The 15,738-nt window shown below is 39.3% G+C and carries 13 protein-coding genes and 1 pseudogene; 8 read left to right on the top strand and 6 right to left on the bottom strand.

The window, feature by feature from the left end; all coding sequences use genetic code 11:
• The first annotated feature begins 49 nt into the window (after positions 1-49).
• The 8 genes from Q0E19_RS08610 (at position 50) to Q0E19_RS08575 (ending at position 9,665) form a co-directional block, all read left to right on the top strand.
• A complete protein-coding gene (locus tag Q0E19_RS08610) occupies positions 50-526 on the top strand; it encodes an AraC family transcriptional regulator (protein WP_294408912.1) in 477 nt (158 codons plus the stop codon).
• Positions 527-636: 110 nt separating this feature from the next.
• Positions 637-816, top strand: a complete 180-nt coding sequence (locus tag Q0E19_RS08605; RefSeq protein ID WP_294408909.1) for a class IIb bacteriocin, lactobin A/cerein 7B family — start codon at positions 637-639, stop codon at positions 814-816.
• 15 nt (positions 817-831) lie between these two features.
• Positions 832-1,014, top strand: a complete 183-nt coding sequence (locus Q0E19_RS08600) for a class IIb bacteriocin, lactobin A/cerein 7B family (protein WP_294408904.1) — start codon at positions 832-834, stop codon at positions 1,012-1,014.
• 529 nt (positions 1,015-1,543) lie between these two features.
• Entirely contained in the window at positions 1,544-2,740 is a 1,197-nt protein-coding gene (locus Q0E19_RS08595; RefSeq protein WP_294408901.1) for a hypothetical protein, read from the top strand.
• Positions 2,741-3,066: 326 nt separating this feature from the next.
• Complete coding sequence (locus Q0E19_RS08590) at positions 3,067-5,319, top strand: peptidase domain-containing ABC transporter (RefSeq protein WP_294408899.1); 2,253 nt, start codon at positions 3,067-3,069, stop codon at positions 5,317-5,319.
• A 12-nt stretch (positions 5,320-5,331) separates the two neighbouring features.
• On the top strand, positions 5,332-7,224 hold the full coding sequence (locus tag Q0E19_RS08585; RefSeq protein WP_294408896.1) for an HlyD family efflux transporter periplasmic adaptor subunit: 1,893 nt from the start codon (positions 5,332-5,334) through the stop codon (positions 7,222-7,224).
• Positions 7,225-7,460: 236 nt separating this feature from the next.
• Complete coding sequence (locus Q0E19_RS08580; RefSeq protein WP_294408892.1) at positions 7,461-8,072, top strand: L-2-amino-thiazoline-4-carboxylic acid hydrolase; 612 nt, start codon at positions 7,461-7,463, stop codon at positions 8,070-8,072.
• 252 nt (positions 8,073-8,324) lie between these two features.
• Entirely contained in the window at positions 8,325-9,665 is a 1,341-nt protein-coding gene (locus Q0E19_RS08575; protein WP_294408889.1) for a hypothetical protein, read from the top strand.
• A gap of 125 nt (positions 9,666-9,790) precedes the next feature.
• On the opposite strand, the gene Q0E19_RS08570 is transcribed toward Q0E19_RS08575, so the two are convergent.
• From Q0E19_RS08570 to urtD, 6 genes and pseudogenes are all read right to left on the bottom strand, one after another.
• Positions 9,791-10,165: a hypothetical protein gene (locus Q0E19_RS08570; protein ID WP_294408886.1), complete on the bottom strand. Its 375-nt coding sequence runs from the start codon at positions 10,163-10,165 to the stop codon at positions 9,791-9,793.
• A 127-nt stretch (positions 10,166-10,292) separates the two neighbouring features.
• A complete protein-coding gene (locus Q0E19_RS11940; RefSeq protein WP_365904913.1) occupies positions 10,293-11,687 on the bottom strand; it encodes an NYN domain-containing protein in 1,395 nt (464 codons plus the stop codon).
• Positions 11,688-12,863: pseudogene (locus Q0E19_RS11935) on the bottom strand (GTP-binding protein); the annotation flags it as partial.
• A 273-nt stretch (positions 12,864-13,136) separates the two neighbouring features.
• Positions 13,137-14,207: a response regulator gene (locus tag Q0E19_RS08560; protein ID WP_294408884.1), complete on the bottom strand. Its 1,071-nt coding sequence runs from the start codon at positions 14,205-14,207 to the stop codon at positions 13,137-13,139.
• Positions 14,208-14,239: 32 nt separating this feature from the next.
• The gene (gene urtE / locus Q0E19_RS08555; protein ID WP_294408882.1) at positions 14,240-14,932 is read right to left on the bottom strand and encodes an urea ABC transporter ATP-binding subunit UrtE; all 693 of its coding nucleotides are present in this window, start codon (positions 14,930-14,932) and stop codon (positions 14,240-14,242) included.
• 1 nt (position 14,933) lies between these two features.
• Positions 14,934-15,737: an urea ABC transporter ATP-binding protein UrtD gene (gene urtD, locus Q0E19_RS08550; protein ID WP_294408881.1), complete on the bottom strand. Its 804-nt coding sequence runs from the start codon at positions 15,735-15,737 to the stop codon at positions 14,934-14,936.
• Between the last annotated feature and the right edge of the window lies 1 nt (position 15,738).

Raw genomic sequence — 15,738 nt, 5'->3', positions numbered from 1 at the left:
ATAGAATATTAACATATAAAATATCAAATATTATAATGAGGTGAAATTAATGCACGAAATAATTGAAAATGCATCTTTAGAAATGACAAATGTACTTACATTCAGAGGAAAGGTAACACAACAGCAGTTTATACAAATCAATAAAGAAATGAATGAACTCATTCATTCAAATAATGCACAAAAGGTAATGAAAGGCGTTTCGGCTACCTTTTCAATTGATTCATCAGCAGAAGTGCCGGTTATGGATATTGAAATAATGTATCCTCTTGATAAAGTTATTTCAGTTACGGATCCATACATTATCAAACCTGTTTTCAGACTGAGAAATGCCGTTAAGATCAGACATACAGGAGATCCTTCAACAATACAGAATACTGCAAATGAAGTAATGCAGTATATCAAGGAAAAAGATCTGATGCCGATAACAGCAGGTTATAATGTAACTGTACAGGAACCTGCAAATCCAACAGATGTAAGCAGTCTTATAATTGATATTTATATTGGCGTAAGTGATAATATATTATGATGTAAAACAAAAAATTAAGATATTATGGCAAAGTATTCAAAGAAAAGCGTACGGTTTCCTTGTTGTTTTGTCTTAATATAAATAAAAAATAATAGAGGAGGTACATAACGATGGAAAATGTTATGACTAACGGTTTTGCAGAGCTTTCTGCAAATGAAATGGAAGCGATTGATGGAGGCGTATTTCCCGTTCTTTTTGTAATATGGGGAGTAGAAGTAACTGTAGGTCATGCACTTGCTGCAGGAGCGGCGATCGGTCTTTGTGCTGGCGGAGCACTTGTTCTTAAGTAATGGAGGTAATAAAAAATGAATAATAATTTTGTTGAATTAAGCAATAATGAAATGATGGATATCGACGGTGGAATGCCATTTGTCTTGGGTGTTCTTGCAGCGGGTGGAATTGTTGTAGGAACTGCTTTTGTTACTGCTGGAACTGTATATCTTGTAGGTAAGGGCGTACAGTGGGTTGGAGATAAGATTTTCGGTTAATTTTAATGGAGAGCTAAAATGAAAGAATTTTCTTTTTTTGGTTTAACATTAACTGAGCTATTACCTTATTTGGTGAAGCTTGGTTTTGCAATGGGCTTGATTATAGGCGTGATGTTACTAATAAAGCATTGAAGTAACAATATGTGAAAACAGATTATATTGGTGCAGTATTATATAGCTTTGTGAATATAAGGCTGGTATACAATAAACTTACTAAATAATATACGAAACATATTTTAATTGTGCTTATAACTTTGCAGGGCAAGAGTTGATCTCTTGTCCTGTTGCTTATTGTGCATTTTAGCAGAAGTATTTGGTCTTATTAAAGTAAAAATACCGTTCGCCCGTAAAAACCGACCGCTTACCGCCCAAGACTTGAATTCGCTATAAAAAAACATTAAAATTATATATAGAATATTAACAAATGAAATAATTGATTTCGTTTTCTTAATAATTGATCGGCAACAAAATATAAATAGTTGCTCCCTATGACTTTATATATGGATCATGAGAATAACAGGAGTCGATAATGAAAAAAGTTTTATTTTATTTTTGCTTTTTTGGAATAGCAGCTTTTTTAGCATCAATAGGCGTCTGCCTTGCAATTATCACCAATATGGTGTATAAAAATCATCCTGATTATTTTTCAGCGAATATTTTTGTCGGTATATTAACAGCGGTATGTGCGGTGTGGCTGTCATTATTACTGCATGAATCTGCTCATGCTGTTTCGTATAAGCTGAGCGGCTGTAAAATAAGAGCGTTTTACATATTTCCCGTTTGCTTTGTTAAGGAAAATAAAAAGTTTAAAGTCACTTTGGCTGTAAACGGTTTGCTGGGCTTTGGAGGAATAGTTATACCCGAACTGACTCCATGCAGAAATGAATATGATATCAGGAAAATTTACAGAGCCTTTCAACGCTCTTTGATGGCTGCTCCGTTATTTTCTGCTGCTTTAGGATCAGTTTCATTGCTGCTGATGATATTTGTTACTGATAAGATAAATGTGAATATCCGATCAGCTTTTTTTATTTTCTTTGGATTTTGTGTTCTTACAGCCGCATATATTAATATAACATCTTTGTTGAGTTTTGCCGGTCTGATAGGGGATTATGCCGCATTCCATATGCTGAAAAGTAACCAGTCATATGCGCTGATACAATTTTATAATGAGCTTATGCTGCAAAATACATATGTAAAATCTGAGCTCAGAAAAGAAAAGTATTTTTACAGCATCATTCTCCGTTATGTAGATGAAATATATCTGAATAATGATAAGTGTGTTTTAAATTCGGAAATCTGCAGTTTAATGGACATTATTTTTTATGAAAATATAATTATGGACGCTCATGAAAGTGATGAAACAGAACTGAAACTGCTGTTTAAGATCTTAGACCATGATCTAAAAATAATAGAGGACAGATTAAAATTTGAAACGTATTCTAAGTTCTTTTGCCATATGCTGATTTTTATGTGCTGCCATGGACAGTATGATAAAGCTGTTTTATTATGGGAAAAGTATTCTGACATGATCCCGAATAACAGAAACGGCAGGTATTGTATTGCACAATCTGAAGCATTGTTCGGCAAAGAAACAGATGAGTGTTTGAATAAAAAAGTATATATATCATCTATGGATAATATATTTTCGCACTTTAATAATTATTATGATGATGAGAATAAGATAAATTTAAAACTGACAAATAAGCCTATACAGCGCAACTGATTATAAAGCACTGTTTAAATTTGAATTTATGCCGTTTTTTAGCATACCTGCATTTGTTATTTGTTTTGTATTGCTTTGTTTGACTATATTTAAAGGAAGGAAATCATGTGCGGTATAATGGAAAAAGGTTTTAATGAGTTTACTAATTCTATAATCGTAGCTATAATTGCAGCTATTGGCTTTATGGCTTGTTTGATTTCATTCGTTCTTGCGATTATGGATCAAAAATACATTATTGCTGTTCTTTTTTTCTTGTCTTCTCTTTATTGTTTGAAATATGTACTAATATATAAAACACAAGAAGTGAAAGTTCTGATAATAGAATTATGGTGAAAAAAATGAAATACTACTGCGTAAAACAACACGACATAACCGACTGCGGAGCAGCTTGTCTTGCAACGATATCAAAGCAGTACGGACTGAATTTATCAATATCTAAAATCCGTGAAACTGCTGGTACTGACAAGCAGGGCACTAATGCCTATGGAATGATAAAAGCCGCAGAGCAGCTCGGCTTTACCGCTAAAGGCGTTAAAGGCAATCAGGAGGCATTTTTTACTGAATTTCCGCTTCCTGCAGTTGCTCATGTAATTGTAAACGGAAGTCTTCTCCATTATGTAGTTATACATAAAATAACAAAAAAACAAGTGATAATTGCTGATCCTGCAAAAGGAATAGTAAAATATTCTCCTGAAGATTTTTTTAAGATTTGGACAGGAGTACTTATTCTTCTTGTGCCTACTTCTAAATTTCAAAAAGGAAATGAGAATAAAGGCGTCTTTTCAAGATTTTTAAGTCTTATATTCCCTCAGAAAAGACTTCTGCTGAATATTTTCCTTTCTTCTCTTATCATTACGATCTTCGGGATACTGGCATCATTCTATTTTCGTTTTATAATGGATGATATTGTTCCAAATTCACTTAGAAAAACACTGATGACCCTTTCAATAGGTATTATCATTTTATATATTTTTAAAGCTATACTTGAAGCGTTCAGAAATCACCTTATGCTTTATCTTAGTCAAAAGCTGGATATACCGTTGATACTAGGCTATTATCAGCATGTATTAGGTCTGCCAATGAACTTTTTTGGTACAAGAAAAGTTGGTGAGATAGTATCAAGGTTTATGGATGCCTCTAAGATTCGTGATGCTATATCAAGTGCGACATTGTCGATAATGATAGATACACTTATGGCCATTATAGGCGGTATTGTTTTATTTATGCAAAATAGGCTTCTTTTTGCAATAGCAGTCATAATAGTTGTACTATACGGAATTATTGTTTTTGCATTCAATAAACCTGTAAAAAAGATCAATGAAAAACAAATGGAGGATAACTCTCAGGTCACATCATATCTGGTAGAAACTTTGAATGGAATAGAAACTGTAAAAGCTTTTCATGCAGAGGACGAAGCACAAGCTAAAACGGACAAGCTTTTTGTTAAATTGCTTAAAAGTATTTTTAAAGGCGGTATGATAACCAACGCTCAGCAGACTTTGACAGGTGTAATATCTACTATCGGAGGTACTGTCATTCTGTGGGTCGGCGTAGTAAGTGTTCTTGACGGAAATATGACTTTGGGAAGTCTGATAACTTTTAATGCCCTTCTGGCATATTTCCTTGACCCGGTAAAAAATCTCATAAATCTTCAGCCTACTATGCAGACCGCCATTGTAGCGGCAGAACGTTTAAGTGAGATACTTGATCTGGAGCTTGAAAAGTCAGCCGATGAAAGCCGCAAACTTTCGCCGTCATCGCTTAATCATCAAATAAGGATTCAGGACCTGGATTTCAGGTATGGTACTAGAAAGCTTGTGCTTGAAAATATAAATATGACCATAAATGCCGGAGAAAAAATTGCTCTTGTCGGAGAAAGCGGCTCAGGAAAAACAACATTATCAAAACTTCTTATGAATTTCTATCCCTGGGAAAGAGGGGAGATATTTATAGGAGATTATAATTTAAAGGACATTGATCTTGAGGCTTTAAGAAATAGAATAGCATACATTTCACAAGATATCTTTCTTTTCAGCGGAACAATACGGGAAAATTTAGAACTTGGAAATAAAAATGCTGCTCTTGAGGACATAATTGAAGTCTGCAAGCTTAGCAAGGCTGACGAATTTATAAATAAACTGCCGCTCAGATATGAAACGATGCTGGAAGAAAACGGTGCAAATCTTTCCGGTGGTCAGAAGCAAAGACTTGCTATTGCAAGAGCACTGCTGAAAAAGCCTGATATACTGATAATGGATGAAGCCACCAGCAATCTTGATTCAATAACTGAAAAAGCTATCGAAAAAACAATAAATGCTCTCTCGAAAAATATTACGACTATTATTATTGCACACAGACTTAGTACGATCATGCGATGTGACAAGATCTTTGTTATGGAGCATGGCAGATTTATAGAACAGGGCACGCATAAAGAACTTATACAAAAGAAAGGCAGATATTATGATCTGTGGAAAGACCAGATACCTGATAGTCAAGAAAATGTTTCTGAAACTAATGTAAGATCTGATAAAGAGGCTTATCAGACGGCATATCCTGTTCTACTGGATCCTATGATATAAGGAGTGATATGATTGAAAGAAATTATACTTGACATAAAAGATATCACCGACAGCCGTGAAGTTATGGAAAGCAAGGAAGCTCCTAAAATTCGATGGTTTATATATATTCTTTCTATTGCCGTTGCTGCAGCAGTCATATTTGCCTGCTTTTTTGAAGTTGACGAATATACAAAGATAACTGGCGAAATACGAACACAGAAGGCTTCAAGCACCGTAACATCATCATCTGACTGCAAATTAAAAAAAATATGTGTTGATGAAGGACAGCAGGTAAAAGAGGGTGATGTACTTTTTGTTCTTGATTCAGATTATGCCAAGGAACAAAAAGATATCTTACAGGAAAAATTAGACGGTTATCAATGTGATCTTAATAATACTCAACTTTTGAAAAAATCTATTGAAGATAATAAGAATTACTTTAAAAATGACGATACTGATTCAAAGTACTATTATAGATACGATCAATATAAAAATGGTGTTTTACTGTCTGCAAAGGAATTTGATAAATCTCAGTTAAATAATGATCTGACTGCAAAAGAAAAAGAAAATGATCTTGAATCGGTGAAAAAGAATATAAGTGAAAAGCAAGCACAGCTTACCGAGTATAAGAGATTACTGATATGTATTCAAAACGATACAGAATACACAGGAACAGATGATGCGGTAAATGCAAGCTATAATGAGTATATTACAAATTATAATAAATCTGAGCTGATTTACGGTCAGTATAAAGCGTCATATGAGAATATCTCTGAGCAGTATGAAATTCAGAATTCTCAGGAAACTGTTTCTTATGTTCAGGTAGAAACTGCAAAACAGAATATGGATTCAGCATATTCTAATATGGTTTCATATAGTTCTGCGTATATGTCAGACATTCGTTCTCAGATACTTCTTATTGAAAATCAACTTATTTCAGATCGTGAAAATACGCAGTTAAAAACGGCTTTAAATGACTATAAAGAACTAAAAAAATCAATAGAACAAGGATATGACTTTAACACAAACAACAGTGTTTTAAAAGAAAGCTATGATAAATATACAGCAGACTATACTGCTTTGTCAAATGATTATACGTCAAAGACTGCTGAATATCAGGAGCTTTATAATGAGTATACACAGCAAAACAGCAGTACAGTTATAACAGAATCAAATATTAATGATGCCAAAAATGCTTATGAAAGCGCACAAATGGAGTTGACCGTTTTAAAAAGCACGTTTTTATCACAGCTTCAAACAAAAATAAGTTCTATCGAAGATGAGGTAAAAACACTTAATGACAATAAGAAAACATTAGAGCTTTCTTTAAAGGGAATAGAAGATACAGAAGGATACGAAAAACTTTCTAAAGAGAAACTAAAAAATGAAGCAGTTGTTACATTAAATACGGAAATAGACTCTCTAAATGAAAATATCACCTCTGTAAAATCGCAGTTGGCAGAAGTAGATCAGACAATAAAAAACTCAGAAGTTAAAGCTGCCTGCGGTGGAACGATAACTCTTGTAGATACACTTAGTCCGGGAGATATTGTTCGGTCGGGAAATCAGCTTTGCAGCATAATACCTTCGGAGGAAGAACTTAAAGTTATGCTTTACATTCCTGAAAATGAAATATCCAAAATCGAGATAGGTCAGAAAACTGAATATGCTTTTGATGCAATACCATACAATGAATATGGTAAAATAACAGGCAGCATAACCTCAATTTCAGCTGATTCTGTGGCTAAGGAATCTGCAGGAACTAAATTTTATATTGCTCAGGCTGATCTGTCTGCTGTGTCACTAAAAAATAGAAAGGGAAATATCCGAGAAGTCAAAAACGGTATGCTGGTAGAAGCTAAAACTATAAGCGGTTCAAAAAAGGCTATTGTATGGCTGCTTGAAAAGATAAATTTAATGGATTAATAATTATATTTTTCTACTTTTAGAAAAACGATCTGCTCCAAAAGTAAGGGATAGTTCACACCCAGAATTTGAACTATCCCTTTAATATACCATACCGACCAATCCAATACATTTGACAATATGCAACTAAAATGATATAATATACAAGCCGTGTGGAAATATACCGCACGGCTTGTATTAAAAGAATGGGTTAGTCTACGCTAATTTGTGAACGATATCAATAGAGGAGCTTTGTTATGAGCAGAAAAAACAGAAAAAATATATATTTAAAGAATACGACTTACAATTCTGTGTTTGACAATATAACCGCAGCAGGCGGCAGGGCAGATGCTGTGCGGCAGGAGGCAAGTGACGAGTATTACAGAATGATAGAAATGCACCCGAATCTCAACAAGGTCGCTGTGGTGCATTGGAAACAGTGCTGTGAACGTGCGGCTTTGTATAAAACTGTAAAGAAATATTTCCCCGAAAAAGCCTTTGAATGGGTGGACAGCGCCGCTATGGAGTACAGCAGAAAGTCGGGAGTATTCATAAACAAGGTGCTGAATTTCCCCGGAATGGCAAATATATTTCTGTCAGGTATGAAGAAAATGGCTGCTAAAGGCTTTGGCGAGGAAGCGGGTTTCAGAAACCATTTCGGTCTGTTCAATAGCAGCGAGGCACACTTTGTTATTCTCGACTGCCCATATTGCCGATATCTGGATGAGCTTGACTGCTCGGAGCTGAAAGCAGGTTTCTGCAAAAGCGATGAGTATATGTACGGAAACCTTGACAAGTTCGCTTTCGAGCGCACCCAGACCTTAGCCTGTGGCGGCGAGAGGTGCGATTTCTGTATCAGAAGAAGATAAGATACAGCGTGATATGCTTATAATAAAGAGTGAAAACAGTGCTTTGCCGACCTTGGCAGGACGCTGTTTTTTGTGAAATATATAGCATTTTCACTTGACAGTTTTCGGCCATAAATGCTATAATATAATCAAGCACTTTAGTATGGCAGAGAGCATTTGCTATATCTGCGAAAACGATTACGCTGATCGATAAAGTGCATAAAATCGGAATACTTGAAAGTATCAGCATGAAAATATGAAAGGGGAAAAATTATGAAGAACTTGATAACTGCGCTTATGCAGTTAGTAATTCTGATAGTGGCATTGGTCGTAACGTCATTCGCTATTCCGAAAGTGATCGGTGATGACAACAGGTTTGATAAATACATAGCGGAAGGCTCAAAGCAAACTGTGACTGTTGCCAGCGCATGGGGTCTTGTAAAGGACGGCGAAACAGCAAAGTATACTGATATGAGCGGTACACCTGAAAAAATTTGCAGTAAAGTTACTTTCCTGCAAAAGCCTGTGACAAAATTTCTCAATAAAGAGGTAAGCTTTAAACAGGCGAAATATGTTAACTGCTATTGGATCACAGCGATAATTTCCGGTGTGCTGTGCTGGATATTTGCGGCAGGCTTTCCTTTCAGAATAGGGCGCAAAGGTCTGAATATATTTAATTCAGTATACAATAAGTTCTCCAATGTTCTCCTTATGGAGGATAAAACGAGCGGTGAGGAATATGAGGTTGACGTTGGTATGACCATATGGGGACCGCTGTGGATAATCCTGCTTGCACTGCGTATGACTTGTGCTATAATATGGGGACTTATCCTTCCGCTGGTCATAATCGCAAACGCTGTGCTGGGAGTGCTGTTCATTATCGGCAGAGTTATTACCATAAGCATTCGTGGAGCAGCCGACGAAACCAAAAGGCTCAGCAGAGCAAAGCAGAACGATAAGGTCACATTCTCCCTCTACCCAGTTGGCGGATATTTTAGAATAGAGCAGGATCAGGATCACTCCAGAGGTTTGTTCACAAGGAATTACTGGAACGCTGTGGCTGTTAAAAGAATTTTCGAGTGTGAGGCTGAAAACAAGACCTTTTCCGAAGAGGACGCAAAAAATTGCCTTTGGTACGGCGATACTGACAAGCAGAAATTTTATGAAACCTACCGTCTGCTCAACCTTATAAAGAACCTGTCTAATGCCGAAGTAAAGGCGAAAAAAACGCTGATAGCCGCTGCATATAAAGAGGACGGCTATGAATACAGATTTATTTATGATACCAATATGTACCATGTATTTATGGTAGGCGGAGATGAATCGGATAAGCTTAGCCATGCGGAGATAAGTTCTGAATTCAATGCGGCTGTTCTGCTTGACGCATTGGAGCATGACAGAAAGGGCGTAAGATATACATTCAATGATTATCAGAACTTGTATTATGCCGATAATGAAGAGTTTAGCGCAAAGATAATGAACTATCAGGAAAACCTTATCAAAAAGTTCGGCAGAAACAAATATGACGAGTATTTTGAAGAGCATAAAACGGAAATAATCGAAAGAAGACGTGCGAAAAAGCTTGCACATCTGCCGGACTATGATGCAGACTAATCATAGTCAGATACCAATATAGAAATTCTGCCCCGAAGCGTTCAGTTCGCCTCGGGGCAGTTTTTTTTATTATTCGTGATGAGATAAAAGAAAAATTAAAACAGTTTTGCAAACTGGAATTTATACTACCAACATACTCCTGTAACAACATCTGAAATTATAAAATTCCATTTTAATAATAAATCAAATCCATTATAAAAAACGTGTCTTCTTGTAGTAAATTCATTAAAAGACAAATTTGAAATAATGAGAGCTACCATTTTGGGAGAGATTATTTTTAAACAGTATTCTTCATTATCCTTTTTCATGATAACAGTTTCGTTGTAAATATCAAAAATAGGATGCTCATGTTTGTGAATTGTATCTAATGGAAAATATATAGAAATAATAGAAGTTTTATCATTAATTGGAGATAGATTGATTGTTGTTTCTGCTCCTAATTCATACCACCATATATATTGTTGGTTATCGATGGTTATAGTTCTTGTTTTTCGTTTCAAAACAAATCTCCTCCGTAAATTCCGATTTATCTTATACCTATTATAGTATACCCAAGCAAAAATGTCAACAGAAACCCCATAGCGTAAAATCCCTATATTAGTGCATTCCTTTTAGCCGCAGCCTTTTCTATTTCATTTTTGCAATAAATTCACGGATCTCACGTTCAACACGCTCAACGTCCTCGTGCAGTTCCTGCGCCGACATTCTGAACGCTCCGCTGCCCATTATGATGACCTGCTCCATTCCGTCAGACGTAGCAACTCTTACCTTATGCTCACGGCTCAGCTTGTGGGCAGTTTTCTCAATATAAGTGTCAGCCGTTTCAGCCTCTTTGGTGTAAACTATGCTGATGTTGTGGTAGTTCTCGATAACACGCTCCTGCTCCTTTACCTTGTATGCGTCAAAAACAAGGATAAGTTCGCATTGCTTGTACCCCTGATAGTTGCAAAGCCTGTTGACCAGCATACTCCTTGCAAGGTCAAGGCTTTCCGCCGCCGCTTTTTTCAGCTCCTCCCAAGAGAAGATAATGTTGTATCCGTCCACAAGCAGATATTCTTTTCCCGAATAGATCTGTTTAGGCTTTTGCTTTGAGGAGTTTTCCGCCTTTTTCGGTGTGCGCATTGCGTAGCGTTTTTCACGCTCTATCTTGCCGTAGGTGCGCTCAAATATCTCCATAAGTTCCTTGTCGCTGGCGGCACGTCTGCAAAAATCTTCTGCAAGACCTGTACGATCGTTAAACTGCGGCTCGGCATACTGCTTTCTGCGACCCTCGGGCGGCAGGTGCAGATGTTCCTCCACTTTGTTCCATTTTACATTATATCCTGCCCCATGGGAACAGAATACAGAATCCGCCGTATTTTCAAGGTCGCTGTCGGGAGAATATCCGTATGCTTCAACTACCTCATCAGTGTTGTGACATTCACGATAGCCGTCGGGCAGACAGACAAGACTGCCAAGACCTTTTGTGTAACTTATGACCTGCGGCTGATATCCACGCATTTCCGAAACAGGTGCGCTGCCCTTTATAACTGACATTTCACCTGCAACTTCTGGAGGAGAAAATTCGCCGCCCATATTCTGTATATCGGTTATGGCACGTCCCACATTCTGCGACGGAACTTCAAGTGTAAAGCTGTAATAAGGCTCCAGCAGAACGCTTTCTGCACTCCGCAGACCTTGCCTTACTGCACGATAGGTCGCCTGTCTGAAATCTCCGCCCTCGGTGTGCTTTAAATGCGCCCTGCCCGAAACGAGCGTTATTTTCATATCCGTTATTGGCGAACCCGTAAGCGCACCGAGATACTTTTTCTCCTGCAAATGTGTCAAAATGAGCCTCTGCCAGTTCCTATCCAGAGCGTCCTCGCTGCACTCTGAGGCAAATCGCAGACCTGTCCCACGCTCCAGCGGTTCAAGCTTAAGATGTACCTCCGCATAATGCCTAAGCGGTTCGTAATGCCCATAACCGTAAACACTTTCCGCAACGGTTTCTTTGTAAGCAATGTTTCCCTCGCCGAAATCCATATCCACATCAAACCGCCGCTTGAAAATATTTTTCAGTATTTCAAGCTGCACCTCACCCATTAAGCTGACGTGTATCTCTTTCAGCTGTTCGTTCCAGTCAACGTGCAGCTGAGGATCTTCATTTTCAAGCAGACGGAAGTATGCAAGCAGCGTGTGTGCGTCAATATCACTGACAGGCTCTGCACGATATGTCAGAACAGGTTCGAGCATAGGCATTTCCGAATCATTTTCACAGCCAAGTCCCTGTCCTGCATAGGTCTTTGTAAGCCCCTCAACAGCGCATACCATACCGCTTTCAGCTGTGTCCGCCGAGCGGTATTTCGCCCCTGAATATATCCTTATCCTGCTGACCTTTTCCGATATGCTCTCGCCGTCAGCAGAGGTGTAGTTCACAATGCTGCGTATTTTTAGCGAGCCGCCTGTTATCTTCATAAAGGTCAGACGTGAGCCGCCGTCCTCTGAGATCTTGTATATCTTTGCACCGAATTCGCCGCTTTCCTCCACAGCAGGAGCAATTTCCGCAAGAGCGTCAAGCAGCCTTTCAACACCCTGCGACTTCAAAGCCGAGCCAAAAAAGCAGGGGAAAATGCTGCGCTTGGAAACTGCTTTGGAGATAAGCTCATTATCCACAGAGCCGCTTTCAAGGAACTCGTTCATTATGTCCTCGTCATAAACGGCGCAGTCCTCTGCGACCTCGTCCTTACTGCGGCAGAAGTCAACGAATCCCGAACCAAGTCTGCCATCAAGACTTGTCATAACAAAGTCTTTGTTCGCTCCGTCAAGGTCCATTTTATTCACAAACACAAAAGTCGGAACATGGTATCTTCTGAGCAGCCGCCAAAGCGTAATTGTGTGGCTCTGCACTCCGTCCGTTCCGCTTATGACCAGTACCGCAAGATCAAGCACCTGCAAAGCACGTTAAGTTTCCGCCGAGAAATCAACGTGTCCCGGAGTGTCCAGCAGAGTGAAAGAAGTGTCCTTATATTTAAATTCAGCAGGCTTTGAGAAAACCGTTATGCCCCTGTTCTTTTCGATCAAATCCGTATCAAGGAAAGCGTCGCCGTGGTCTACCCGCCCCAGCTTCCGTATCTCGCCCGAAAGGTAAAGCATAGCCTCGGAAAGGGTAGTCTTTCCCGAATCAACATGAGCGATTATGCCAATTACTTTTCTATTCATTTTATCTGTCCTATCGAAATTTAGTTTAAAAGCAATACCGCACAAGCCTTGCGTGCGGTGCTGTATTAAATCATTATATCATAGAATTTGCCGATTGGCAAGGAATGAGCGGCAGAATGTCAAGGACTTTCTAAGTGTTATCAAAGTGCCTTATATAATAGTATAACAGTCCCAACAATAACATTAGACCCAACCCATTTCTGCACATCATACAAAGACAAAAAACAGCCGTGGGTCTGATCTATCTCAGATACCCACGGCATTTTCATCATATTATTTTGGAAAATAGAGAATAAATTCTGCTCCCTTATCCACTTCGCCATAGGCTTCTATCTTTCCGCCATGGCGCTTTATTATGCGGTCGGCTGTGGCAAGTCCTATGCCGCTGCCCTCATATTCTTCATCAAGGTGAAGCCGCTGGAATACACCGAAAAGCTTGTCGGCATATGCCATATCAAAACCTGCTCCGTTGTCCTTGAATGATATTACCGCATAGCTGTCATTCGGTATAGCTGATACGGTGATAACTGCGTTCTGCCTGTGTCGGGTGAACTTGAATGCGTTGGTCATAAGATTTTTCACCAGCATTCTCACTAGTACATCATCTCCGCTGACCTGCGGCAGACTGCCCTCTATAAGCGTAATGCTGCGGTCGGGTTCTGCGGATTTGCATTCGTCAAAGATATCCCTGATAAGAGCGTTCATATCAAGTTCCTCATACTCAGGCTTTATGCTGCACATTTTTGAAAAACTCAGCAGCCGTTCTATCATCATGATAAGCTTTGAGGTCTTTCCCTCTATCATTGCGGTGATCTTTAAAGCGTCCTCAGTGTTTCCCAAAACGATCTCTTTTTTCAGAGTGTCCGCCAACATCTGCGTTACGTTGAGCGGCGAGCGCAGATCGTGAGATATCGCCGAGCAGAACAGGCTGAGTTCATTGTTTGCAGCCTCCAGTTCACTCCGCTTGCTGTATATTTCAAGGTGGGTTTTCACCCTTGCAAGAAATTCTTCCTTTGTGAAAGGCTTAACCACATAGTCGCAGCAGCCAAGCTCAAAGCCTTCCTTTATAACTGTCGGATCGGATTCGGAGGTCATAAATATAACGGGTATCTCCTTTGTGGCTTCGTCAGATTTTATATGCCTGCAAAGTTCCAGACCGTCCATACCCTCCATTTTTATGTCCAGCAGGATGAGGTGCGGCTTGCTCTTTTCGATCATCGTCAGAGCCGCCTGCGCATTGGTCGCACCAAGCACTCTGAAACCCTCGTTTCTCAGTATCGTTCCCGCAAAGGCAATATGCTCAGGCATATCGTCAACAATAAGTATCTCCGCTTTTTCAAACATTCTATCACCCGTTATTCTCTGTAAGATATTCGCTATTCGGTCATAAGCCGCTGAACTTCGTCCTTGTTGGCAAGCTTTGTTTCGTTTGAATAAACTATCTCGCCCTTTTCCATTACATACAGCTTGTTTGTGTTTTCAAGTACAAAGTCAAGGTACTGTTCCACCAGCAGAACGGTTATGCCTTTCCATTGGTTTATCTTCTGTATGGCTGCACCTATGTCCTGTATTATCGAAGGCTGTATACCCTCGGTCGGTTCGTCAAGGATAAGTATTTTAGGCTCAGCCGCCAGCGCTCTTGCAATGGCGAGCTGCTGCTGCTGACCGCCCGAAAGGTCACCGCCCTTGCGCTTTGCAAATTTCGGAAGTATGGGGAAAAGGTCATATATGTAATCGGGGACTTTGCCCTTGCCGCCTTTTGGCTGTAAACCAAGCTCAATATTTTCCTCAACTGTCATCTGCGGAAAAATGTCACGTCCCTGCGGCACATAGCCTATGCCAAGCTTGACACGCTCATAGACAGGCTTTTTGATGATGTTTTCGCCGTCAAAAATTATCTCACCTTTGGGAGTCTTAACTATGCCCATGATGCTTTTAAGGGTAGTGCTTTTGCCGACGCCGTTTCTGCCGATAAGTCCCACTATCTTTCCCTTTTCAACATTGAAACTCAGATCTTCTATGACACGGCTCTCACCGTAGTATGAATCAACATTTCTGATACTGAGCATTTTATTCGCCCCCTCTTCCAAGATAGACCGCCTGTACGGTCTTGTCCGCAAGCACATCGTTTATGTTGCCCTCCATAAGCATTTTTCCCTCATGAAGAACCGTTACGATATCAGCCGCCTGTTTTACAAAATCCATATCATGCTCGATAACGATTATGGTACATTCTTTCTTTATCTCTTTCAGTATCTCGCCGGTTCGGAAAGTTTCAGGCTTGCCCATGCCTGCGGCAGGTTCGTCAAGCATGATTATCTCAGGCTTCTGAACAAGCTGCATAGCGATCTCCAGCCATTGCTTCTGTCCGTGGGCAAGACTTCCCGCACGTTCCTCTGCCTTGTCCTCAAGTCCGACACGTTCAAGAGTTGAACGGATATTCTCCATATCCTCCTTTGACGGTTTTCTGAAAATTGAATCAAATATGCCCTTGTGACCTTTGAGAGAAAGTATCATATTCTCCTGTACAGTAAGGTTCACAAATACCGACGGTACCTGAAACTTTCTTCCTACGCCCTCCTGAACTATCTTGTATTCTTTCATTCCTGTGAGCCTTACGGCTTTTTTGTCCTTTGGGTGGAATATGACCGTTCCTGAGGTCGGCTTTGTTTTTGCACAGATAATATCCAGCAGGGTAGTCTTGCCTGCACCGTTAGGTCCGATAAAGAAGTGTATGCTGTTTCGCTGTACAGTTGTTTTTACCTCAGTTAAGGCATAGAAACCGTCAAAGCAGACAGAGATATTGTTGATCTCAAGGACGACATCGTCCTTTGGAACAATATCGTTCTTTGTTTTAGCCGTTGCCATACTCATT

The organism is uncultured Ruminococcus sp., assembly GCF_934476685.1.
GTDB lineage: Bacteria > Bacillota > Clostridia > Oscillospirales > Ruminococcaceae > Hominimerdicola.
The sequence above is the reverse complement of the archived record's forward strand: the minus strand, read 5'-3'. Positions and strand labels throughout refer to the sequence as shown.

Bases quoted from the DNA above. Each gene is read 5' to 3' on its own strand.
- Q0E19_RS08580 (WP_294408892.1), top strand. From the start codon at position 7,461: ATGAGCAGAAAAAACAGAAAAAATATATATTTAAAGAATACGACTTAC.
- Q0E19_RS11940 (WP_365904913.1), bottom strand. From the start codon at position 11,687: ATGGATTTCGGCGAGGGAAACATTGCTTACAAAGAAACCGTTGCGGAA.
- Q0E19_RS08600 (WP_294408904.1), top strand. From the start codon at position 832: ATGAATAATAATTTTGTTGAATTAAGCAATAATGAAATGATGGATATC.
- urtE (WP_294408882.1), bottom strand. From the start codon at position 14,932: ATGCTCAGTATCAGAAATGTTGATTCATACTACGGTGAGAGCCGTGTC.
- Q0E19_RS08610 (WP_294408912.1), top strand. From the start codon at position 50: ATGCACGAAATAATTGAAAATGCATCTTTAGAAATGACAAATGTACTT.
- Q0E19_RS08560 (WP_294408884.1), bottom strand. From the start codon at position 14,207: ATGTTTGAAAAAGCGGAGATACTTATTGTTGACGATATGCCTGAGCAT.
- Q0E19_RS08590 (WP_294408899.1), top strand. From the start codon at position 3,067: ATGGTGAAAAAAATGAAATACTACTGCGTAAAACAACACGACATAACC.
- Q0E19_RS08595 (WP_294408901.1), top strand. From the start codon at position 1,544: ATGAAAAAAGTTTTATTTTATTTTTGCTTTTTTGGAATAGCAGCTTTT.
- urtD (WP_294408881.1), bottom strand. From the start codon at position 15,737: ATGAGTATGGCAACGGCTAAAACAAAGAACGATATTGTTCCAAAGGAC.
- Q0E19_RS08605 (WP_294408909.1), top strand. From the start codon at position 637: ATGGAAAATGTTATGACTAACGGTTTTGCAGAGCTTTCTGCAAATGAA.
- Q0E19_RS08575 (WP_294408889.1), top strand. From the start codon at position 8,325: ATGAAGAACTTGATAACTGCGCTTATGCAGTTAGTAATTCTGATAGTG.